The sequence below is a fragment of the Planococcus maritimus genome, from assembly GCF_001687625.2.
GTDB lineage: Bacteria > Bacillota > Bacilli > Bacillales_A > Planococcaceae > Planococcus > Planococcus maritimus.
This window is the reverse complement of sequence record NZ_CP016538.2, coordinates 1194067-1215956: the sequence shown is the minus strand read 5'-3', so window position 1 is coordinate 1215956 and position 21890 is coordinate 1194067. Positions and strand designations below refer to the sequence as shown.

Sequence of the window (21890 nt, the reverse complement as noted above, 5' to 3'; positions counted from 1 at the left end):
ACTCGCCGAATAGCCGGCGAGTTTTTTTATATATTCAGCTGATACCCGATTCCTGGGCGTTCGCTAAGTTTGATTTCCCCATGCTCCACGTGAATTTCCGGAGAAACAATATCGGTTTGCCAAAAATGGCCCGAGTCTGAGAAATCACCCGTCAGCTTAATTTCCGGTAAAGAAGCAAGCGCCAAATTATGCGCTTTCGAAATGCCAAACTCGATCATGCCGCCGACCCACATTTCAATCTGTGACTGTTTGCAGAACTCGACAATTTTCAAAGTTTCCGCCCAGCCACCAAGACGCCCCATTTTCAAGACGACGATATCGCCAGCCTGTTGTTCTGTCATACGCTTCACATCCTCCAAGCTATGAATGCTTTCATCCAGACAAATCGGCGTTTTCATGTTCGCCCTGGCCATTCGGTGGGCTGTCCATTCCTGTTCACCGTACGGCTGCTCAATTAATGCAAATCCGGCCTCATCAAATGGCAGCAACTCCTCTAGCGCCAATCCTGAAAAACTGCCATTGGCATCAGCGTAGAAAGATATTTCGGCATGCGCCGCTACTATCTCTTTGAGCATTACGGCATCGGTTGCAGGTGAAATTTTCAATTTGATGCGCCGGTATCCACGCTCTATGGCTGCTTCTACATTCTCAACCAATTGATCATTGCTTCCAGCGACCACCACACCCGCAGGCACTGGCCTTTGAACTCCTCCGACATACTCATAGAGCGGCAGGCCTTTTTGCTTGGCGAATAAATCCCAGACAGCCATCTCCATGGCCGCTTTCGCCATCTGGTTGCCTTTCACTTTTGAAAACAGCCGCGCTGCGTCAGTAGGATGGTCCAACAACTGTCCCTTAAGCAATGGCATCAATACGGTATCCATAATAAAACGGCTGCCGACAACTGTCTCTGAGGTATACCAAGGCGTATCAAACGCCACACATTCCCCGTAGCCCTCTTGCCCATCCTCATCCTGGACGATCACCACTGTAGCTTCCCGCTCCTCCACTCTCTGCAAGACAGTCACAAAAGGCTGATTCAATGGCTTTTTCACTTTATGGAATTGGATGTCTGCGATTCTTACAGCCATTGCTTCAATTCCCTTCTAAGCAGTTTATTCGACGCATTTCGCGGCAGCTCATCCACTAGCTTGAACAGTTTCGGCACTTTATAACCAGCCAGCTTGCCGCGGCAAAAATCCGCGAGTTCCTCTAGCATCTGCGGGTTTTCAAGCACGACAAACGCTGCCGGCACTTCGCCCCATTTGCTATCTGCCATTGCACAAACTCCAGCTTCACGTACAGATGGATGCGCCATTAAAACGTTTTCGATTTCAGCCGGATAGACATTTTCACCACCAGAAACCAGCATATCCGAACGCCTGTCGACTACGAATAAAAACCCTTCTGCGTCCAGATAACCGATATCGCCCGTCGCGAGCCAGCCGTCTTGTTGGACAGTACGTTCTTTAAAACGTCCGATGTATCCCGGGGTCACTTGTGGCCCTTTAATCAAAATTTCTCCCGCTTCCCCCGGTTTTGCCCCATCGATTTTCACTTGATACAAAAACAAAGGTTTTCCAGCGGAACCGATTTTCGTTTTCGCATCAGCCGGCTGCAAGGTCGTCGTCTGTGACGACGTTTCCGTCATGCCATAAGTTTGGAGCACTTGAATACCATGCGCTTCCGCCCGTTGCAAATAAGACACCGGCACTGGGCCACCACCCGCCAGAATTTGCTTGAAACGCGAAGATACCCGTAATTCGCGTTGCTCGATTTCCCGCAATACTTGGTCAAGCGTCACACCGACCATCGAACTATGCGTCACATGCCCCTTGCACAATTCCTCCGCACACGACGAAGCGTCGAACTTGTCGTAAAGCCGAACCCCCATGCCGTAGACGAGCGAGCGCATCAAAATCGAAAAGCCGCTAATGTGAAACAAGGGCACCGTACATAACCAAACGTCATCAGGAGCAATGCCTAAATTCAGAGCAGAAGACACCGCGCTCGAAAAATGGTTTTCAGCGGTTTGCCTAACCCCTTTTGGCTGACCCGTCGTTCCTGATGTGTACATGATCGAAATAGTTCTGTCTTTCTCCCATTCCGCTATTAAGTTAAACTCAGCAGGTTGTGCTTGTTTTAATTGTTCGAACGAAACCGGCTTTGCCGACAACACTTTTTCGATTAATTCAGCATCCGCAAATACTCGGTCCACGCCCGCATCTTCGATTTGATAAGCCAGTTCCGCTGCGGCGAGCCGTTCATTGAGCATGACCATTTCACAGCCAAGATGTAAGCAGCCATACATGACAAAAACCGCTTCAGCATTCGATTTCGCCAATAAAGCCACTCGTGATTGTTCCGTGATGCCAAAATGCGCCAGTTTTCCGGCATAGTCAAGTGCGATAGCGTTTATTTCTGCGAATGTCCAGTTATCCTCACTAAATGATAAAGCCAGTTGATTGCCCGTCACATAAGCACGTTGAGTCAACCAATTCGGATAAGTCATCTTCAAAATCCTTTCTTTTATAGCCGATTGATTGAAAAAAAGCTGCCTCCGAAGAAGACAGCTCAATTCATTCATATAATCAAGGGAAACGTGGGAATTGGCCAAAGTCCGGTTTGCGTTTTTCTTTGAACGCATCGCGGCCTTCTTTTGCTTCATCCGTAGTGTAGTAAAGCAATGTTGCATCGCCAGCCATTTGCTGAAGCCCAGCAAGGCCGTCCGTATCCGCATTCATCGCTGCTTTGACGAAGCGCAATGCAGTCGGGCTCATTTCGAGCATTTCCTCGCACCATTTCACCGTCTCGTCTTCCAATTGCTCGTAAGGTACGACTGTGTTGACAAGGCCCATATCCAGCGCTTCTTGTGCATCGTACTGACGGCACAAATACCAGATTTCGCGTGCTTTCTTGTGCCCGATGATACGCGCTAGATAGCCAGAGCCGTAGCCTGCATCAAATGAACCGACGCGCGGTCCTGTTTGGCCGAAACGTGCGTTATCCGCTGCAATCGTCAAATCACAAACAACGTGAAGTACGTGTCCGCCGCCGATTGCGAATCCAGCAACCATTGCGACAACCGGTTTTGGAATGACGCGGATCAAGCGCTGCAAGTCCAGGACGTTAAGACGCGGGATTTCATCTTCCCCGACATAACCGCCGTGTCCACGGACAGATTGGTCTCCGCCTGAACAGAATGCTTTTTCGCCTTCGCCTGTCAAGACGATGACCCCAACATCAGAGTTGTCACGCGCACGTGAAAACGCGTCGATCAATTCGTGAACCGTTTTCGGACGGAAGGCATTGCGCACTTCCGGACGGTTAATGGTGATTTTCGCAATCCCATTATATGTTTCGTATTTAATGTCTTCATATGTAAGTTCTGTAACCCATTGACGTGTTGACATTCTAGTCCTCCTCAGTAATTCTGATTTAATCGTTCCATAACCATTGTAGCAAATTCAGCCGGTTTTTCCACATGAATCGCATGTCCTGCTGAAATGATACGGTGTTCCGCATTCGGCAATAATTGCTGCACCCTCTGGGCAATGGCGCAAAACTTCGAATCCAGTTCCCCGGTTAACAGCAACACCGGTACGTTTAGATCTTGCAAGCAATTCCAGTAAGAACGCTGTGAACCTGTGCCCATGCCAAGCAAACTATTCGATAATCCTTGTGCAGATTGGGCTAGCCGTTCTTGTCTTATTTGTTGCTGCACGTTTTTGGGTAAAGATTTCTGGCTATCAAACAACGAAATATTTTCCCATTTGGCAACAAAAGGCTTAATACCAAATTTCAAAATTTCTTGTGCCAGTCGGGCATCCGCCTCTTGCCGCTGTAATCTTTCGGCTTCCAGCAGCAAGCCGGGTGACGCGCTTTCTAAAATAAGCTCATTAATTCTGTCTGGATATTCACAAGCATACGCAAGTGCTGTGCGCCCGCCCATCGAATAGCCAAGCAAGCTAAATCCATTCAAATCCAATTTTTCAAAAATGCTTTCCAGGTCCTCTAATTGCCGCTCCATGGCATAACGGTTTTTATCTGTCGGGCTATCCGATTTGCCATGGCCTATCAAATCAATTGCCACTACACGGAAATCAGGCCAGTGTTCGATTACCGGGTTCCATGTGGCCGTGCTGCCCGTAAAACCGTGCAGCAGGACCAAAACAGGACAGTCTTCATCTCCTGTCATTTCAATATGGTAGCGGATCCCATTGGCCATCAATTCCATGCGTCTAGCTCCTCATCCAGCCGGCTCCACAATTTTCGGTGGATCTTTACGTTATTGGCTCGGTCTGTTGCCACTTCTAAAATACGCACCGGTTTTTCTTTCGGCATCCGAAGCGCCGCCTGCAATTCTGCTGTTGTTTTTACAGGGAAGTACTCGGCATCATACATTTCAGCTGCCGCTTTGAATTGAATCCCGGTCGGGGTACCAAAAAGATCCTCATAATAGCGCTCTTCTTTCGACTGTGGCAAATAAGAGAAGATCCCGCCGCCGTCATTATTCATCACAACAATCGTCATATCCGCATGCTGCAGTTTCGAAGCGATCAAGCCGTTTAAATCATGCAGCAAGGCCAAATCCCCGATCAATAGATACCCAGGCCGTTTGTTTGCTGCCTGGATCCCGAAAGCTGTCGATACCACCCCATCAATGCCATTAGCGCCGCGGTTGGCAAAAATTCGCACGTCCCGCTGCGTCGTTTGGAAATACGTATCGGCATCCCGGATTGGCATACTGCTGCTGACGGTCAAATCGCAATCGTTCAGCTCATCGAAAAAGGCTTTTGCTAACACCCCTTCGTCCAATTCTTCCTGACAATGAGTCTCCATTGTCTCCTGCACCAATTTTTGTGCTGTTATCCAAAGACTCAAGTACGGATGAGAAGATTTCGCGTTCAATTTCAACTGCCACAAGGCAGAAAAATGCTGCTGGATATGATGCGTGGCTGCTGATTGTGGATCTCTCAGCATCGGACTTTCATCCAACACGACATAACGCGCTGGCTTGGCTTTCCTCAAGAATAAGCTGAGCGGCTTAGACACAGGCTGAGGCCCGATTCTTACTACGGCATCCGGCGCTACACGATCAGCGAATTCAGCATTTTTCAGCAACGCATCATAGGAATCGATAATGAGCTCATGAAGATCCGCTGGCACATTTGCCCGTAAATTCGACAACGGATCGGCAAGCACCGGCCAGCCGAGACGGCGGATAAATTCCCATTGCTCAACTGGTATCTCACCGGTGTTTTCTCCCGCAATCAGCAGACCGCGAGACTGCGTGAACACTTCTGTTAAGAAATCAGCTGCTTTATCAGTTAACCGCTCGCCGCTTTCGAAACGATATAATTCAGTGCCACTTACATAAGCTTGATCGAAATCAATGCTAAGCGGTTCCCGGAATGGCACATTCAGATGGACCGGGCCCTTAGGCGCTGTTTTAGCTAAGGTGGCGGCACGCCCCAAATGGCGTTTCAACGAATCCAGATGATTGCCTTGCTCTGGCAGTGCCAGATCGACTGACCACTTAACATGAGATCCGAATAAGTTGATTTGATTAATTGCTTGCGGGGCCCCAACTTCGCGCAGTTCATGCGGACGGTCTGCCGTGACGACAATAAGAGGCACACGCGCATAATAGGCTTCTACGATGGCCGGAAAATAATTAGCTGCTGCAGTGCCTGATGTACAAAGCAAAACGACCGGGGCGTTTGACGCTTTCGCCAAACCGAGCGCGTAAAAGCCGGCTGAACGTTCATCTATTTGACGATAAGTCTCAATCCCTTGCTGTTTCATGAATGCATAAGCAAGTGGAGTGGAACGCGAACCTGGGCTAATAACTGCTTTCGTTACCCCCGCATGGAGCAAAGAATGTGTAAAAGCTAATACATATTCAGTTAAAAATTCACGATTCGTCATGTAAATTTCCTCCCAGTACACGAAGCATTGGGCGGAACTTCACCCATGTCTCATCGTATTCCGCTTCCGGCGTAGAATCTGCCACAATGCCACCGCCTGCGAATAAATAAGCTTTATCCCCATCCAATAACGCCGAGCGAATCGCTACGGCGAATTCACCGTCGCCTTTCGCATCGATCCAACCGATCGGTGCCGCATAATAGCCTCTATTCAAAGGCTCATAAGAACGGATCAAGCTGAGCGCCTGCTGTTTCGGTTCCCCGCCTAGTGCTGGCGTAGGATGGAGCGCTTCGACAAGATCCAGTAGCGAACTGCCATTTTTGAGTTCCCCTTCTACCGGAGTATATAAATGTTGGATATCTCGGATTTTCATCAGTTTCGGATGCTGCGGAATCCGTGGATCTATACAATGTTCCTTAAATACATCCCCGATCATTTGAACCACATATTGATGTTCAGAACGATTTTTGGAATCACCGAGCAAAGCTTTTCCTAATGCTTCGTCTTGTTCTACGGATTGTCCACGAGGTGTAGATCCCGCTAAGCACGTAGACAATGCTTTTTGCTGCTCTACTTTAACAAGGCGCTCTGGCGTTGCGCCAAAGAAAAATTGCTCTCCTGCTTCCAAGCCGAATAAAAAGCTTTCAGGCTGCTCATTCGCCGCCTGATATAGAGCCGATGCCGGGGATAGGACTTCATCAAAACAAAGACCAAGCGCCCTTGCAATCACAACTTTATCCACTTCGCCCGAACGAATCACTTGAGTGACCTTTTCAATAGAACGCATATACTCATCTTTTTTTAATTCTTTCTTTTCGGCGACTCGGGGCTTTTGATACGCTTTTGGCTCGGATACTTGCGCTGCGTGAATCAGCCGGTCACGTTCTTTCCGAAGTGCTTCAAAATCCGCAAAACTATTCGGTGCCTTCGTGATCAGGTGGACACTAACATAAGCCTGCTCTCCTTTAATAATCAGCTGAAAAGTCGGGACGGCAAAATAAGCCTGAGGGAAATTTCTCCACTCGCTCGGCTGGTCATTCAAAGGATCAAATGAAAAGCCCCCAAATAACACTGGCTGAACGGCTGTCTCTTCATTCACCAATTGGGCACTCAATGCTTTCCAATCTTTTTGTATGTTGTTAAACCGCCCCTTATAATCATCTGCTGTGAGAACATAGGCATGCCCCAGGCCAACTAGCGTAAAGGACTTCTCCCGATTCTGCCAGAACATCCGCTTGCCTTCATATTTCTCTTGCCCTGCCTCAAAAAACGCCAAAGCAGACATGGTCGATACTTCAATGGTTTCTGTATAAAAGCGATACTCGCTAAAGCGGTTCGCTTCCATCTGTTCAGTTGATGAATACGATTGTGAATTCACCGGATTACCTCCGTTTACTGCAGCATTAACTGACTGCGATACATTTTAATCTCTACTTTCTATCATACCCCTTTCTCTGGAATTCAGCACAACATATGCTGTAAATCTCTGCGTATTGCAGTACAATATAGGTTGGAAAGAAATGAATAGGAGAGATAGAAATGACACATTCGATACAAGCTGATAGCGGCTGGCGTGTCTGGTGGCAACTTACCCGCCCCCATACCTTGACCGCATCATTTGCCCCTGTATTCCTGGGAACAATGATCGCCATCCACTACACCGCTTTAGATTGGGCGCTATTCGCAGCCATGTTAATAGCAAGCCTGCTGATTCAAGCAGCAACCAATATGTTCAATGAATACTACGATTTTGCACGCGGTCTCGACAATGAAGAATCCATCGGCATAGGTGGAGCCATTGTGCGTAACGGCGTTTCACCGAAAACCGTTTTGGCGCTGGCATTCTTGCTTTATGCGATCTCTGCAATACTCGGGCTTTATATTGCAGCTTCTACCAGCTGGTGGTTATTGGCAGTCGGCGGCATCGGCATGCTAGTCGGATACTTTTACACCGGAGGTCCTTATCCAATCGCTTACACGCCACTTGGCGAATTGTTCTCAGGACTGTTTATGGGTTTTCTGATTGTCATCGTTGCTTTTTATATCCAGACAGAAACGATCACCTCGACTGCTGTGATGCTCGCGATCCCTAGCACATTGCTTGTAGCGGCCATTATGATGTCCAATAATATTCGAGACATAGTTGGGGATGAAAAAAGCGGCCGGCGTACTTTAGCCATTCTGGCCGGCAGACCAGCTGCCGTCACCATCTTCATGTGGTTCTTTATTTTGTCCTATGCCTGGATTATTTTATTAGTAGTGCTCGGCATTATCACTCCATGGGCATTATTAGTACTGCTTAGTGTAGTTAAGCCTGTAAAGGTAATCAAAACATTCAAACGCCACACTGAACCTTTGAAAGTAATGCCAGCTATGAAAGATACAGGAATCACGAATACTTTATTTAACTTCCTACTAGCTATTGGTTTACTAGTAGATTACTTTTTATCTTAATATCCTAAAGCTGATGGCAATGTGTCACCAGCTTTTTATTATTGAGTTAGATAACGAAAGCCCTCTTAACTAAATAAGAATGGTGAAAATTCATTAACTGCGATATATTGGATATAACATATAGAAAAGGTGGAGTTTTATGAAACCGATTGTATTTGGTCTTGCCGGCGCAATGTTTTTTGCAGTCACTTTTATCGTCAATTCCATAATGGAAGCGCAAGGAGGCCATTGGATATGGAGCGCTTCGCTCCGCTACCTATTTATGATCCCCTTCCTTTTGTTGATCGTAATAATCAGGGGGAACTTGTATCCGCTCTTCAAAGAAATGAAGAAGCACAAAATTAAATGGATAGTGTGGAGTTTTGTAGGCTTTGGTCTTTTTTATGCCCCTTTATGCTTTGCAGCAGCCCATTCACCAGGTTGGTTAATTGCTGGAACGTGGCAATTTACTATCATCGCTGGAACCTTAATGGCTCCACTTTTTTTCGTTAGAGTTCCTATAGCCGATCAAATTTTAATGCACAGACAACGTATACCCATTAAAGGATTACTCTTCTCTACAATTATCTTAGCTGGCATAGCTCTCATTCAACTTGACCACCTAGCCAATGTTTCGATTTCAAACTTATTGTTGGGATTGATACCCGTTTTAATCGCAGCTGTTGCTTATCCACTTGGAAATCGTAAAATGATGGAGGTATGCGAAGGTAAACTCGACGCATATCAACGTGTACTTGGAATGACGATAGCCAGTTTACCTCTATGGTTAGTTCTTTCTATTTATGGGGTCTTGACAAATGGATTACCCTCCAATTCTCAGGCTTATCAATCGTTGATAGTTGCGATTAGTTCAGGAGTCATTGCGACTGTACTCTTCTTTATGGCGACCGATATGGTTAGAACTAGCATGCCGAAGCTTGCAGCAGTAGAAGCTACACAATCAATGGAAGTCATATTTGCACTAATAGGTGAATTTTTACTTTTAGGCATTGCTTTCCCTTCCACAATCGCACTTGCGGGGCTAATTTTGGTAATACTAGGAATGGTCATTCACAGTTTCGCTTCAAGCCATGAACAAAAATTAGAAAAAGAAAAAAGCGCCATGCATATAAATGCATGACGCTTTTTATAATGACCCCTACGGGATTCGAACCCGTGTTACCGCCGTGAAAGGGCGGTGTCTTAACCGCTTGACCAAGGGCCTTACTGGCGGAGAAGGAGGGATTTGAACCCTCGCGCCGGTGTTACCGACCTACACCCTTAGCAGGGGCGCCTCTTCAGCCACTTGAGTACTTCCCCAGTATGGCTCCGAAGGTAGGACTCGAACCTACGACCATCGCATTAACAGTGCGGTGCTCTACCACTGAGCTACTTCGGAACAATGGTGGGCCTAAGTGGACTCGAACCACCGACCTCACGCTTATCAGGCGTGCGCTCTAACCAGCTGAGCTATAGGCCCATTGTTGGAGCGGGTGAAGGGAATCGAACCCTCATCATCAGCTTGGAAGGCTGAGGTTTTACCACTAAACTACACCCGCAATATGGTGGGTCAGGACGGAATCGAACCGCCGACACTTAGAGCTTCAATCTAATGCTCTACCGACTGAGCTACTGACCCATATTAGTAATAAAAATGGCGGTCCCGACCGGGATCGAACCGGCGATCTCCTGCGTGACAGGCAGGCATGTTAACCGCTACACCACGGGACCATTTGGTTGCGGGGGCAGGATTTGAACCTGCGACCTTTGGGTTATGAGCCCAACGAGCTACCGAACTGCTCCACCCCGCGATAATAATATTAATTGAAAATTGTCCACTCATTTTTTTAAAAGATGGAGGAGGAAGAGGGATTCGAACCCCCGCGGGATTTGACTCCCCTGTCGGTTTTCAAGACCGATCCCTTCAGCCAAACTTGGGTATTCCTCCGTGATAAATATTGAATGGTGGACCTTGCAGGACTCGAACCTGCGACCGGACGGTTATGAGCCGTCTGCTCTAACCAACTGAGCTAAAGGTCCTAAAAAAGTGGCGGCAGAGGGGATCGAACCCCCGACCTTACGGGTATGAACCGTACGCTCTAGCCAGCTGAGCTACGCCGCCAGGATCTTTAAATTGTATAGTTGGTGGAGCCTAGCGGGATCGAACCGCTGACCTCCTGCGTGCAAGGCAGGCGCTCTCCCAGCTGAGCTAAGGCCCCATAAAGTGGTCGGGAAGACAGGATTCGAACCTGCGACCCCTTGGTCCCAAACCAAGTGCTCTACCAAGCTGAGCTACTTCCCGACTGAATAGGATGATGACAAAAATATGGCGCGCCCGAGAGGACTCGAACCTCTAACCGCTTGATTCGTAGTCAAGTACTCTATCCAATTGAGCTACGGGCGCTTAATATAAAATTTGATAAAACAGTTGGTGCCGAGGACCGGAATCGAACCGGTACGGTAGTCACCTACCGCAGGATTTTAAGTCCTGTGCGTCTGCCAGTTCCGCCACCCCGGCGGGGCATTGGACAGATAATAAAATTGGAGCGGAAGACGGGGGTCGAACCCGCGACCTCCACCTTGGCAAGGTGGCGTTCTACCACTGAACTACTTCCGCTTGGTGCGGGTGAAGGGAGTCGAACCCCCACGCCCGAAGGCGCTAGATCCTAAGTCTAGTGCGTCTGCCAGTTCCGCCACACCCGCGTGGCAATTATAAAATTAAAATGGTGAGCCATGAAGGATTCGAACCTTCGACCCTCTGATTAAAAGTCAGATGCTCTACCAACTGAGCTAATGGCTCAAACATGAGTGGTGCCGGAGAAAGGACTTGAACCCTCAACCTACTGATTACAAGTCAGTTGCTCTACCAGTTGAGCTACTCCGGCATGGAGTAAAAAATGGTGGAGGATGACGGGATCGAACCGCCGACCCTCTGCTTGTAAGGCAGATGCTCTCCCAGCTGAGCTAATCCTCCGTATGTATGCCCAGCGACGTCCTACTCTCACAGGGGGAAACCCCCAACTACCATCGGCGCAAAAGAGCTTAACTTCCGTGTTCGGGATGGGAACGGGTGTGGCCTCTTTGCCATCATCACTGGACTATAAAGTTTTTGAAAGACAAGTTTTATTATACCAACTCTGGCGAGTTTTACAAGTCTTTTTTTGCCTTTAGGCAAAAATTCTTGTTCTTTCAAAACTGGATAAATCGACATTGAATTATGGAAACGCATTTCAGTTATTGGTTAAGTCCTCGATCGATTAGTATTCGTCAGCTGCACGTGTCGCCACGCTTCCACCCCGAACCTATCTACCTCATCGTCTCTGAGGGATCTTACTTGCTTGCGCAATGGGAAATCTCATCTTGAGGGGGGCTTCGTGCTTAGATGCTTTCAGCACTTATCCCGGCCACACATAGCTACCCAGCGATGCTCTTGGCAGAACAACTGGTACACCAGCGGTGTGTCCATCCCGGTCCTCTCGTACTAAGGACAGCTCCTCTCAAATTTCCTGCGCCCGCGACGGATAGGGACCGAACTGTCTCACGACGTTCTGAACCCAGCTCGCGTACCGCTTTAATGGGCGAACAGCCCAACCCTTGGGACCGACTACAGCCCCAGGATGCGATGAGCCGACATCGAGGTGCCAAACCTCCCCGTCGATGTGGACTCTTGGGGGAGATAAGCCTGTTATCCCCGGGGTAGCTTTTATCCGTTGAGCGATGGCCCTTCCATGCGGAACCACCGGATCACTAAGTCCGTCTTTCGACCCTGCTCGACCTGTCCGTCTCGCAGTCAAGCTCCCTTGTGCCTTTACACTCTGCGAATGATTTCCAACCATTCTGAGGGAACCTTTGAGCGCCTCCGTTACTCTTTAGGAGGCGACCGCCCCAGTCAAACTGCCCGCCTGACACTGTCTCCCAAGCCGCTAAGGCTTGTGGGTTAGAAGTTCAATACAACCAGGGTAGTATCCCACCGACGCCTCCCCCGAAGCTGGCGCTCCGGGTTCTCTGGCTCCTACCTATCCTGTACAAGTTGCACCAAAATTCAATATCAGGCTACAGTAAAGCTCCACGGGGTCTTTCCGTCCTGTCGCGGGTAACCTGCATCTTCACAGGTACTATAATTTCACCGAGTCTCTCGTTGAGACAGTGCCCAGATCGTTACGCCTTTCGTGCGGGTCGGAACTTACCCGACAAGGAATTTCGCTACCTTAGGACCGTTATAGTTACGGCCGCCGTTTACTGGGGCTTCGGTTCGCACCTTCGCTTGCGCTAAGCACTCCCCTTAACCTTCCAGCACCGGGCAGGCGTCAGCCCCTATACGTCACCTTACGGTTTTGCAGAGACCTGTGTTTTTGCTAAACAGTCGCCTGGGCCTATTCACTGCGGCTCTCTCGGGCTTTAACACCCTACCAGAGCACCCCTTCTCCCGAAGTTACGGGGTCATTTTGCCGAGTTCCTTAACGAGAGTTCACTCGCTCACCTTAGAATTCTCTTCTCGCCTACCTGTGTCGGTTTGCGGTACGGGCACCTCCCGCCTCGCTAGAGGCTTTTCTTGGCAGTGTGAAATCAGGGACTCTGAGGTAAACCTCTTGCCATCACTGCTTGATGTATATAGAAACGGGATTTGCCTCGTTTCTCATCTCACAACTTGGACGTGCACAACCAACGGCACGCTCACCCTATCCTTCTGCGTCCCCCCATTACTCAAACGGCGGGGAGGTGGTACAGGAATATCAACCTGTTGTCCATCGTCTACGCCTATCGGCCTCGACTTAGGTCCCGACTAACCCTGAGCGGACGAGCCTTCCTCAGGAAACCTTAGGCATTCGGTGGACGGGATTCTCACCCGTCTTTCGTTACTCATACCGGCATTCTCACTTCTAAGCGCTCCACCAGTCCTTCCGGTCTGACTTCAACGCCCTTAGAACGCTCTCCTACCACGGACATCTACGATGTCCATCCACAGCTTCGGTAATCCGTTTAGCCCCGGTACATTTTCGGCGCAGTGTCACTCGACCAGTGAGCTATTACGCACTCTTTAAATGATGGCTGCTTCTAAGCCAACATCCTGGTTGTCTAAGCAACGCCACATCCTTTTCCACTTAACGGATATTTGGGGACCTTAGCTGGTGGTCTGGGCTGTTTCCCTCTTGACTACGGATCTTATCACTCGCAGTCTGACTCCCAAGTATAAATCACTGGCATTCGGAGTTTGTCTGAATTCGGTAACCCGGGATGGGCCCCTAGTCCAAACAGTGCTCTACCTCCAGGATTCTCTTCTTGAGGCTAGCCCTAAAGCTATTTCGGAGAGAACCAGCTATCTCCAGGTTCGATTGGAATTTCTCCGCTACCCACACCTCATCCCCGCACTTTTCAACGTGCGTGGGTTCGGGCCTCCAGTAAGTGTTACCTTACCTTCACCCTGGACATGGGTAGATCACCTGGTTTCGGGTCTACAACTACATACTCATTCGCCCTATTCAGACTCGCTTTCGCTGCGGCTCCGGCTTCTCACCTTAACCTTGCATGTAATCGTAACTCGCCGGTTCATTCTACAAAAGGCACGCTATCACCCATTAACGGGCTCTAACTACTTGTAGGCACACGGTTTCAGGATCTATTTCACTCCCCTTCCGGGGTGCTTTTCACCTTTCCCTCACGGTACTGGTTCACTATCGGTCACTAGGGAGTATTTAGCCTTGGGAGATGGTCCTCCCGGATTCCGACGGAATTTCTCGTGTTCCGCCGTACTCAGGATCCACTCTGGAGGGAACGAACTTTCAGCTACGGGGCTGTTACCCTGTCTCGCGGACCGTTCCAGGTCGCTTCGCTTAATCCGTTCCTTTGTAACTCCGTATAGAGTGTCCTACAACCCCAGAAGGCAAGCCTTCTGGTTTGGGCTGATCCCGTTTCGCTCGCCGCTACTTGGGGAATCGCATTTGCTTTCTCTTCCTTCAGGTACTTAGATGTTTCAGTTCCCTGAGTCTGCCTTCTCATGTGCTATGAATTCACACATGGATACTGCTCCATTACGAACAGTGGGTTTCCCCATTCGGAAATCCCCGGATCACAGCTCACTTACAGCTCCCCGAGGCATATCGGTGTTAGTGCCGTCCTTCTTCGGCTCCTAGTGCCAAGGCATCCACCGTGCGCCCTTATTAACTTAACCACTGATGGTCAAAAAAAATAAGTTGATCGCAATTGCGATCACGCTACTATGATGCTTGTTTCTTAATCAATGTCGATCTATCCAGTTTTCAAAGAACAAGTTTGAAAGTGCTCCGTAAGGAGTGAACCTTCAAAACTGAACGCAAAACGTCAACCCGATTCCGAAAAATCGGTTCCGATATTATCCTTAGAAAGGAGGTGATCCAGCCGCACCTTCCGATACGGCTACCTTGTTACGACTTCACCCCAATCATCTGTCCCACCTTCGGCGGCTGGCTCCCGTAAGGGTTACCCCACCGACTTCGGGTGTTACAAACTCTCGTGGTGTGACGGGCGGTGTGTACAAGGCCCGGGAACGTATTCACCGCGGCATGCTGATCCGCGATTACTAGCGATTCCGGCTTCATGCAGGCGAGTTGCAGCCTACAATCCGAACTGAGAACGGTTTTCTGGGATTGGCTCCCCCTCGCGGGTTTGCAGCCCTTTGTACCGTCCATTGTAGCACGTGTGTAGCCCAGGTCATAAGGGGCATGATGATTTGACGTCATCCCCACCTTCCTCCGGTTTGTCACCGGCAGTCACCTTAGAGTGCCCAACTGAATGCTGGCAACTAAGATCAAGGGTTGCGCTCGTTGCGGGACTTAACCCAACATCTCACGACACGAGCTGACGACAACCATGCACCACCTGTCACCGCTGTCCCCGAAGGGAAAGCCTAGTCTCCTAGGCGGTCAGCGGGATGTCAAGACCTGGTAAGGTTCTTCGCGTTGCTTCGAATTAAACCACATGCTCCACCGCTTGTGCGGGCCCCCGTCAATTCCTTTGAGTTTCAGCCTTGCGGCCGTACTCCCCAGGCGGAGTGCTTAATGCGTTAGCTGCAGCACTAAGGGGCGGAAACCCCCTAACACTTAGCACTCATCGTTTACGGCGTGGACTACCAGGGTATCTAATCCTGTTTGCTCCCCACGCTTTCGCGCCTCAGCGTCAGTTACAGACCAGAAAGTCGCCTTCGCCACTGGTGTTCCTCCACATCTCTACGCATTTCACCGCTACACGTGGAATTCCACTTTCCTCTTCTGCACTCAAGTCCCCCAGTTTCCAATGACCCTCCACGGTTGAGCCGTGGGCTTTCACATCAGACTTAAAGGACCGCCTGCGCGCGCTTTACGCCCAATAATTCCGGACAACGCTTGCCACCTACGTATTACCGCGGCTGCTGGCACGTAGTTAGCCGTGGCTTTCTGGTGAGGTACCGTCAAGGTACCAATAGTTAGTTGGTACTTGTTCTTCCCTCACAACAGAGTTTTACGATCCGAAAACCTTCTTCACTCACGCGGCGTTGCTCCGTCAGACTTTCGTCCATTGCGGAAGATTCCCTACTGCTGCCTCCCGTAGGAGTCTGGGCCGTGTCTCAGTCCCAGTGTGGCCGATCACCCTCTCAGGTCGGCTACGCATCGTCGCCTTGGTAGGCCATTACCCCACCAACTAGCTAATGCGCCGCGGGCCCATCCTGCAGTGACAGCCGAAACCGTCTTTCCGTACAGCCTCATGAGAGGCCGCAAACTATTCGGTATTAGCACCGGTTTCCCGGAGTTATCCCGATCTGCAGGGCAGGTTGCCCACGTGTTACTCACCCGTCCGCCGCTAAACCAAAGGAGCAAGCTCCAATGGTTCCGCTCGACTTGCATGTATTAGGCACGCCGCCAGCGTTCGTCCTGAGCCAGGATCAAACTCTCCATTATAGAGTAGTTGATTGCTCAATACTGCTGGCGTATCGCCGTCTCGAAAGACGCGCGATTCGCTTGATCTGCCGAAGCTGATCAGTAAGTTGTGTCACGATCGCTCGCGACTGTATTATTGACGTTTTGCTGTTCAGTTTTCAAGGTTCATGTTGTGCGCCTTGTTTTGGCGACTTGATTACTATATCCTTTTTGAAACTCGATGTCAATACTATTTCAAAATATTTTTTATCGGCTGTTTCGAGGACATTTATTACTATAAACCGCATACCTAAAAAAATCAAGCACTTTTCCGAAAAAAGATTTTTCTAATTCTTTTGTAGTCTACGATAAAGAATAACAGCCCTGCTATTACAATGCTTCCACCTATAATTTGCGACGCGCTAACCAGTTCTCCGAGTATGAAATACGCTAAGACTGCTGCTCCCACTGGTTCAAACAGAATCGCGATGGAAATCACATTCGTACTCACCCACTTCACTGCCCAGTTAAACAAAGTGTGGCCAAGAAGGTTTGGAATAAGAGCTAATAGAAGAAACCACATCCACTCTTCCTTCGGATAAGGTCCAAACGACTCTCCTTTAACAATAATATAGAAAAATAGCGTTATCGTACTAAATCCATAAACGATGAATGTATATGTTACTAGGGATAGGCGCTTCCTTACATCTTGACCGAATAATAAATACGCTGTGATTAACGCACAAGCAATTAGAGCGAGGATGTCACCGAACAATGCGTCTCCACTTACTTGAAAATCTCCGTATGCAATTACGATACTTCCTGTAATAGCAACCATTCCAGAGATTAAGGTCTTTGTAGAAAGTCGCTCTTTGAAGAAAAAGTATGTGCCTGCAAATGCAAACAGAGGCTGTAATGTTACCAAAACAGTAGAACTAGCCACAGAAGTGAAATTAAGTGATTCAAACCATAGGATAAAGTGGAAGGCTAAAAAAATGCCGGCAACTGCAGAAAATGCCCAGTCTCTCTTACTTAATTTCTTTATTTCAGGCAGATAGCTATAAAGGAATACCGGGGACATTAATAGAATAGAAAATAACATCCGGTAAAAAGCCGTGACTCCAGCATCAGCATTTGTCATCTTTACGAAGATCGCAGACATCGCAACAGAAATAACTCCTATTAGAATGGGTATGTAAGGATGAATCGCAGGTTTTTCCATTTTGCACCTCTTGCTGCATTAGTTTTAACATCACTTTCCAGTTTGCCATTTGCTGGCTTCACATTCAACCGCAAAGTGAAATGGAGGTTATGACCTTGGAATTTTTCAGCTCATTCGAAGTCTCTTCATTCGAGACATTTATGAAATTAGCGATTGCCGCCGTTTTGAGTTTAGTTATTGGGTTGGAAAGGGAATTGAAAAAAAAGCCAGTGGGTTTGAAAACAAGCATGGTCATTGCCACCTTCAGTTGTTTATTGACTATTATTTCAATTGAATCTGCTTATATTGCAGAACCCAGTAGCAATGAAGGTGTCAATATAACAATGGATCCACTTCGGCTTGCCGCCCAAATTGTTTCTGGGATTGGCTTTTTGGGTGCAGGGGTTATTTTGAAACGAGGGAATGATTCTATTTCTGGACTGACAACGGCAGCTATGATTTGGGGATCTGGCGGAATTGGTATTGCTGTTGCCGCTGGTTTTTATGTTGAAGCAGTGACTGCCGTTTTACTAGTTCTCGTAGGGATTGAAGTGATCCCCCCTCTCCTATTCCACTTCGGTCCGAAACGACTGAGGCAGGTTGAAGCAAGACTTACCGTTTATGTTACTGAGGAGCAAGCGATCAGTGAAGTAATGGAAGAGCTGAAGCAAGGCGGCATAACCATTGAAAACTTGTCGATTCTTCACCCAGAGCACAATAACGGCACGTGGTACTACAAACTTTCGATCCGTGTATCTTACGCACAAGGAAAGGAGACTATTGAATTGTACAGGGAGGTCTCTTCTATTAGTGGCGTAAAACAAGTGGATGTCGAAATGATTACTTAAGGGGGAATTTTTTTGAAAGAATTTTTTGGATTGTTAAAGGGCGGAAATAAACCTTCACTCTACGCAGCACTCATCAATACGTTTATTGCCATCATGAAAGGAGTTGCCTTTACTTTTACCGGAAATGTCGCCATGTTCGCTGAAACGATGCACTCCATCGGGGACGCTGCGAATCAGTATTTTGTTTTTATCGGATCAGCATTATCGAAAAAAGCACCGACTAAGCAGTTTCCGAATGGTTTTGGACGTCTTCTGAATTTAGTTTTACTAGCAGCGGTACTAGTCGTTGGTATCATGGCCTATGAAACCATTCGTGAAGGATGGCACCAAATGCTGCATCCAACTGAAGCGGAAGGTTTTATAATTAGTGTCATCGTTCTATCAATCGCCATTATATTAGAGTTTTTCGTTCTATATAAAGCCGGTAAGGAAGTATTACATGAAGCTGGCGTCAAAGGCGGCGCCCTTGCACCACTGACGACAAGCTTCACTCATTTAAACCGTGCGAAACCAGCTACTAAATTGGTCTTCCTCGAAGATTTGGTCGCGACCTCTGGTGGGGTGCTGGCTCTCGCCGCTGTCTTGATTGCTCACTATAGCGGATTCCTTCAAATTGAAGGCGCAGCGTCTATTGCCATCGGGCTGATGATGTTCTATGTTGTCATGAAAGTTTTCCTCGATAATGCGCGTGGGGTTATTGGAGAAACGGACGAACAGATGGTCAATCACATCGCGCACCTCCTTACCGATCGTCCTTCCGTCAAAGATATCCGGGAACTTGAAGTAGTGAAGGAAGGTGAATTCTTGCACGTTGAAACTTTAGTGGAAGTCGATCCTAATCTCACCGTCAGGGAAGCAGATGAACTTCAGAACCGTTTGGCTGAACTTATCTTGAGCCAGCCGAGCGTGGACGATGTGATTGTTTCACTTGATGCGGATGACGGTGAAAAACATTGGGTGCACGTAAGCAAGCGCCCCGATTCCTTAAAAAAACCAGAATAAAAAAATCCCGATGCATGATGCATCGGGATCTTTTCTATATTAGAGCGAAGCTTGCAAAATTTTCTCTACGTCTTCACCGTTCAATTTATTGAAGTTGCCGAATTCGCCGTAGACGAGAGTCTTGTCGACGATGTCTGAGAAACGGGAATTATCGATGTCGTAATCTTTCAGACTGCTCGGAGCTCCGATTGATGTCCAGAACTCAACGAGACGATCGATTCCTTCGTTCGCGATTTGCTCTTCAGATTTGTTCTCTGGATCGACTCCGAATACACGAACAGCCATTTGCGCAAAACGTGACGGGTTGACCGGAACGTTGTGGCGCATCCATTGTGGAAACAGGATCGCCAAGCCGCCTGCGTGTGGAATATCATAGATCGCAGAGACCGCATGTTCAATATTATGCGATGCCCAGTCTCCGTTATAGCCCATCTGTAGGAAGTTGTTAAGCCCCATTGTGCCAGCGAATAGGATGGTTTCACGGTGTTCGTAGCTTTCGAGGTCTTCCATAAGTTTTGGAGCTGTATCGATCACAGCGCGCAATACCCCTTCGATCATCTGATCCTGGACCGGTGTGTTCGTTGCGTTGTGGTAATATTGTTCGAACATATGCGACATCATATCCACTACCCCATAGATTGTATGGTTGCGCGGTACGGATTTCGTATAGCTTGGGTCCAAAATAGAAAATTTCGGGAAAGTTAACGGGCTGCCCCAGCCGTATTTTTCTTCTGTTTCTTCGTTTGTGATAACAGAACCAGCGTTCATTTCTGAACCTGTTGCTGCCAAAGTCAATACTGTGCCAAATGGCAATACTTCTTCCGGTGTCGCTTTACGGGTAACGAAATCCCATGCGTCGCCGTCATATTTCGCTCCAGCTGCGATGAGTTTTGTGCAGTCGATGACAGAACCGCCGCCTACTGCTAGGAGCATATCGATGTTTTCTTGCTTGCAGATCTCGATTCCGCGTTTCGCTGTTGATAAGCGCGGGTTCGGCTCTACACCGGATAGTTCATGGATTTCTACACCCATTTCATTTAGCGTCGCCATCACTTCGTCGTAAAGGCCATTTTTTTTGATGCTGCCTCCACCATATACGACCAATACTTTTTTACCATAATTTGGAACTTCGTTCTTTAATGCTTCTAGTTGCCCTTTGCCAAAAATCAATTTGACCGGGTTATAAAATGAAAATGCGTTCATCTAATCTCCTCCTCTAAATACGTTCATTTTTCATTATGAATTTCTATTTCTTAAAAAGCAAAAATTTGAGCGCAAGAAAACCGCCCGGCTAATGCCGAGCGGTTGTTTTTATACCCATCCACGGAAGCGTGAGGCTTCTGCAGTTCTTCTTGCACCGACCATATAAGCGGCAAGGCGCATGTCGATATTGCGGTTGGTGGCTACATTGTATACGTTCTCAAAAGCTTCCACCAATTTCTTCTCAAGTTTCTCATCGACTTCTTCCTGCGTCCAATAATAACCTTGGTTATTCTGAACCCATTCAAAGTACGATACTGTTACACCACCAGAACTTGCAAGCACGTCGGGCACTAGCAAAATTCCGCGGTCAGTCAAAATTTTTGTCGCTTCTGCCGTTGTCGGCCCGTTAGCAGCTTCTACTACGATAGAAGCTTTAATGTCGTGCGCGTTTTCTTCTGTGATCTGGTTGGCAATTGCTGCGGGAACCAAAATGTCACAATCGATTTCGAACAATTGTTTATTAGTAATAGTGTTATCGAAAAGTGTTGTGACGGTTCCAAAGCTGTCGCGACGGTCTAGTAGATAATCGATATCCAGACCTTCCGGATCATGAAGTGCACCGTACGCATCGGAAATGCCGACAACTTTAGCGCCTGCATCGTGCAAGAATTTGGCTAGGAAACTACCTGCGTTACCGAAGCCTTGAATGACAACGCGTGCGCCTTTCATATCAAGACCGCGCTTTTTCGCCGCTTCGTTAATCACGATTGTGACACCTTGTGCAGTTGCTTTGTCACGCCCCTGCGAGCCACCGAGCACAATCGGCTTACCTGTAATGAATCCTGGTGAGTTGAATTCGTCAATCTTGCTGTATTCGTCGAACATCCAGGCCATGATTTGCGAGTTTGTGAATACATCCGGCGCCGGAATGTCCTTGTTCGGCCCGACAATCTGGCTGATGGCGCGTACATAGCCACGGCTCAGCTTTTCGATTTCGTGCATGGACATTTCGCGCGGATCACAAATGATGCCGCCTTTACCGCCGCCGTATGGCAAGTCCACGATTCCGCATTTCAATGTCATCCACATGGAAAGTGCGATAACCTCGTCGCGGTTCACATCAGGGTGGAAGCGGACTCCCCCCTTAGTGGGACCGACCGCATCGTTATGTTGCGCACGGAAGCCCGTGAACACTTTCGTTTTCCCATCGTCCATCCGGATCGGGATACGCACTTCCAAGATCCGCATCGGTTCCTTCAGAAGTTCGTACATCGAATCTTCGTATCCAAGTTTATCCAATGCAATTTTAATGACATCCTGCGTTGACGTCAACAAGTTCAAGTTTTCAGCCATTGTTTAGTTTCGCCTCTTTGTGTTTTAGTAATTACTCGCATCTAGTGTAAC

The 21890-nt window shown here is 48.2% G+C and carries 13 protein-coding genes, 20 tRNA genes and 3 rRNA genes; 4 read left to right on the top strand and 32 right to left on the bottom strand.

Features of this window, described 5'->3' with window-relative positions:
• Positions 1 to 26: 26 nt before the first annotated feature.
• The 6 genes from menC to BBI11_RS06120 form a co-directional block, all read right to left on the bottom strand.
• Positions 27 to 1091 carry an o-succinylbenzoate synthase gene (gene menC, locus BBI11_RS06145; RefSeq protein ID WP_068461513.1) on the bottom strand — a complete coding sequence of 355 codons (1065 nt, stop codon included), beginning with the start codon at positions 1089 to 1091 and terminating at the stop codon, positions 27 to 29.
• Positions 1082 to 2512: an o-succinylbenzoate--CoA ligase gene (locus BBI11_RS06140; protein ID WP_068461511.1), complete on the bottom strand. Its 1431-nt coding sequence runs from the start codon at positions 2510 to 2512 to the stop codon at positions 1082 to 1084. The genes menC and BBI11_RS06140 overlap by 10 nt, the downstream gene beginning before the upstream one ends.
• Positions 2513 to 2591: 79 nt before the next feature.
• Positions 2592 to 3413, bottom strand: coding sequence for a 1,4-dihydroxy-2-naphthoyl-CoA synthase (gene menB, locus BBI11_RS06135; RefSeq protein WP_058381162.1), 822 nt, complete (start codon positions 3411 to 3413; stop codon positions 2592 to 2594).
• 11 nt (positions 3414 to 3424) lie between these two features.
• The gene (menH, locus tag BBI11_RS06130) at positions 3425 to 4237 is read right to left on the bottom strand and encodes a 2-succinyl-6-hydroxy-2,4-cyclohexadiene-1-carboxylate synthase (RefSeq protein ID WP_068461509.1); all 813 of its coding nucleotides are present in this window, start codon (positions 4235 to 4237) and stop codon (positions 3425 to 3427) included.
• The gene (gene menD, locus BBI11_RS06125; protein WP_068461507.1) at positions 4228 to 5931 is read right to left on the bottom strand and encodes a 2-succinyl-5-enolpyruvyl-6-hydroxy-3-cyclohexene-1-carboxylic-acid synthase; all 1704 of its coding nucleotides are present in this window, start codon (positions 5929 to 5931) and stop codon (positions 4228 to 4230) included. Before menD ends, menH begins: the two co-directional genes overlap by 10 nt.
• Positions 5918 to 7309: an isochorismate synthase gene (locus BBI11_RS06120; RefSeq protein WP_068461505.1), complete on the bottom strand. Its 1392-nt coding sequence runs from the start codon at positions 7307 to 7309 to the stop codon at positions 5918 to 5920. The genes menD and BBI11_RS06120 overlap by 14 nt, the downstream gene beginning before the upstream one ends.
• Positions 7310 to 7470: 161 nt before the next feature.
• Here BBI11_RS06120 and BBI11_RS06115 point away from each other — a divergent pair, with 161 nt between their 5' ends.
• Together BBI11_RS06115 and BBI11_RS06110 are read left to right on the top strand one after the other, a co-directional pair.
• Positions 7471 to 8385 carry a 1,4-dihydroxy-2-naphthoate polyprenyltransferase gene (locus tag BBI11_RS06115; RefSeq protein WP_068461503.1) on the top strand — a complete coding sequence of 305 codons (915 nt, stop codon included), beginning with the start codon at positions 7471 to 7473 and terminating at the stop codon, positions 8383 to 8385.
• 139 nt (positions 8386 to 8524) lie between these two features.
• On the top strand, positions 8525 to 9505 hold the full coding sequence (locus tag BBI11_RS06110; RefSeq protein WP_068461501.1) for a DMT family transporter: 981 nt from the start codon (positions 8525 to 8527) through the stop codon (positions 9503 to 9505).
• A gap of 12 nt (positions 9506 to 9517) precedes the next feature.
• Here BBI11_RS06110 and BBI11_RS06105 read toward each other — a convergent pair.
• The 24 genes from BBI11_RS06105 to BBI11_RS05990 all read right to left on the bottom strand — a co-directional run bounded on the left by BBI11_RS06105 (position 9518) and on the right by BBI11_RS05990 (position 17454).
• Positions 9518 to 9588, bottom strand: a tRNA-Glu gene (locus tag BBI11_RS06105).
• Positions 9589 to 9592: 4 nt separating this feature from the next.
• Positions 9593 to 9684: transfer RNA gene (locus tag BBI11_RS06100), tRNA-Ser, on the bottom strand.
• Positions 9685 to 9688: 4 nt separating this feature from the next.
• A tRNA-Asn gene (locus BBI11_RS06095) sits at positions 9689 to 9763 on the bottom strand.
• A 4-nt stretch (positions 9764 to 9767) separates the two neighbouring features.
• A tRNA-Ile gene (locus tag BBI11_RS06090) sits at positions 9768 to 9844 on the bottom strand.
• Between the two features lie 5 nt (positions 9845 to 9849).
• Positions 9850 to 9923: transfer RNA gene (locus BBI11_RS06085), tRNA-Gly, on the bottom strand.
• 4 nt (positions 9924 to 9927) lie between these two features.
• Positions 9928 to 10003 (bottom strand) — tRNA-Phe (locus tag BBI11_RS06080).
• Positions 10004 to 10019: 16 nt separating this feature from the next.
• A tRNA-Asp gene (locus BBI11_RS06075) sits at positions 10020 to 10095 on the bottom strand.
• 3 nt (positions 10096 to 10098) lie between these two features.
• Positions 10099 to 10175: transfer RNA gene (locus BBI11_RS06070), tRNA-Met, on the bottom strand.
• A gap of 44 nt (positions 10176 to 10219) precedes the next feature.
• Positions 10220 to 10312, bottom strand: a tRNA-Ser gene (locus BBI11_RS06065).
• A 15-nt stretch (positions 10313 to 10327) separates the two neighbouring features.
• Positions 10328 to 10404 (bottom strand) — tRNA-Ile (locus BBI11_RS06060).
• An 8-nt stretch (positions 10405 to 10412) separates the two neighbouring features.
• A tRNA-Met gene (locus BBI11_RS06055) sits at positions 10413 to 10486 on the bottom strand.
• 21 nt (positions 10487 to 10507) lie between these two features.
• Positions 10508 to 10583: transfer RNA gene (locus BBI11_RS06050), tRNA-Ala, on the bottom strand.
• A 6-nt stretch (positions 10584 to 10589) separates the two neighbouring features.
• A tRNA-Pro gene (locus BBI11_RS06045) sits at positions 10590 to 10666 on the bottom strand.
• A gap of 25 nt (positions 10667 to 10691) precedes the next feature.
• A tRNA-Arg gene (locus tag BBI11_RS06040) sits at positions 10692 to 10768 on the bottom strand.
• A 25-nt stretch (positions 10769 to 10793) separates the two neighbouring features.
• Positions 10794 to 10882: transfer RNA gene (locus tag BBI11_RS06035), tRNA-Leu, on the bottom strand.
• A gap of 24 nt (positions 10883 to 10906) precedes the next feature.
• A tRNA-Gly gene (locus BBI11_RS06030) sits at positions 10907 to 10981 on the bottom strand.
• A 1-nt stretch (position 10982) separates the two neighbouring features.
• A tRNA-Leu gene (locus BBI11_RS06025) sits at positions 10983 to 11067 on the bottom strand.
• A 21-nt stretch (positions 11068 to 11088) separates the two neighbouring features.
• Positions 11089 to 11164 (bottom strand) — tRNA-Lys (locus BBI11_RS06020).
• Positions 11165 to 11173: 9 nt separating this feature from the next.
• Positions 11174 to 11249 (bottom strand) — tRNA-Thr (locus BBI11_RS06015).
• Between the two features lie 13 nt (positions 11250 to 11262).
• Positions 11263 to 11338 (bottom strand) — tRNA-Val (locus BBI11_RS06010).
• 8 nt (positions 11339 to 11346) lie between these two features.
• Positions 11347 to 11462 (bottom strand): 5S ribosomal RNA (gene rrf, locus BBI11_RS06005).
• A gap of 139 nt (positions 11463 to 11601) precedes the next feature.
• Positions 11602 to 14533: ribosomal RNA gene (locus tag BBI11_RS06000) — 23S ribosomal RNA — on the bottom strand.
• 190 nt (positions 14534 to 14723) lie between these two features.
• A 16S ribosomal RNA gene (locus tag BBI11_RS05995) occupies positions 14724 to 16274 on the bottom strand.
• Together the 16S, 23S and 5S rRNA genes with 20 tRNA genes alongside form the textbook arrangement of a ribosomal RNA operon.
• Positions 16275 to 16551: 277 nt before the next feature.
• A complete protein-coding gene (locus BBI11_RS05990) occupies positions 16552 to 17454 on the bottom strand; it encodes a DMT family transporter (RefSeq protein WP_068461500.1) in 903 nt (300 codons plus the stop codon).
• An 89-nt stretch (positions 17455 to 17543) separates the two neighbouring features.
• On the opposite strand from BBI11_RS05990, the gene BBI11_RS05985 reads away from it, so the two are divergent.
• Positions 17544 to 18281 (top strand): MgtC/SapB family protein, encoded by a 738-nt coding sequence (locus BBI11_RS05985; RefSeq protein ID WP_418312511.1) that lies wholly within the window; start codon positions 17544 to 17546, stop codon positions 18279 to 18281.
• Positions 18282 to 18293: 12 nt separating this feature from the next.
• The gene (locus BBI11_RS05980; protein ID WP_068461496.1) at positions 18294 to 19283 is read left to right on the top strand and encodes a cation diffusion facilitator family transporter; all 990 of its coding nucleotides are present in this window, start codon (positions 18294 to 18296) and stop codon (positions 19281 to 19283) included.
• A gap of 39 nt (positions 19284 to 19322) precedes the next feature.
• Here BBI11_RS05980 and BBI11_RS05975 read toward each other — a convergent pair whose 3' ends face one another.
• Both BBI11_RS05975 and BBI11_RS05970 read right to left on the bottom strand, forming a co-directional pair.
• Positions 19323 to 20486, bottom strand: coding sequence for an iron-containing alcohol dehydrogenase (locus BBI11_RS05975; RefSeq protein WP_068461494.1), 1164 nt, complete (start codon positions 20484 to 20486; stop codon positions 19323 to 19325).
• A 108-nt stretch (positions 20487 to 20594) separates the two neighbouring features.
• Positions 20595 to 21839 carry a Glu/Leu/Phe/Val family dehydrogenase gene (locus BBI11_RS05970; protein WP_068461492.1) on the bottom strand — a complete coding sequence of 415 codons (1245 nt, stop codon included), beginning with the start codon at positions 21837 to 21839 and terminating at the stop codon, positions 20595 to 20597.
• Positions 21840 to 21890 lie beyond the last annotated feature (51 nt).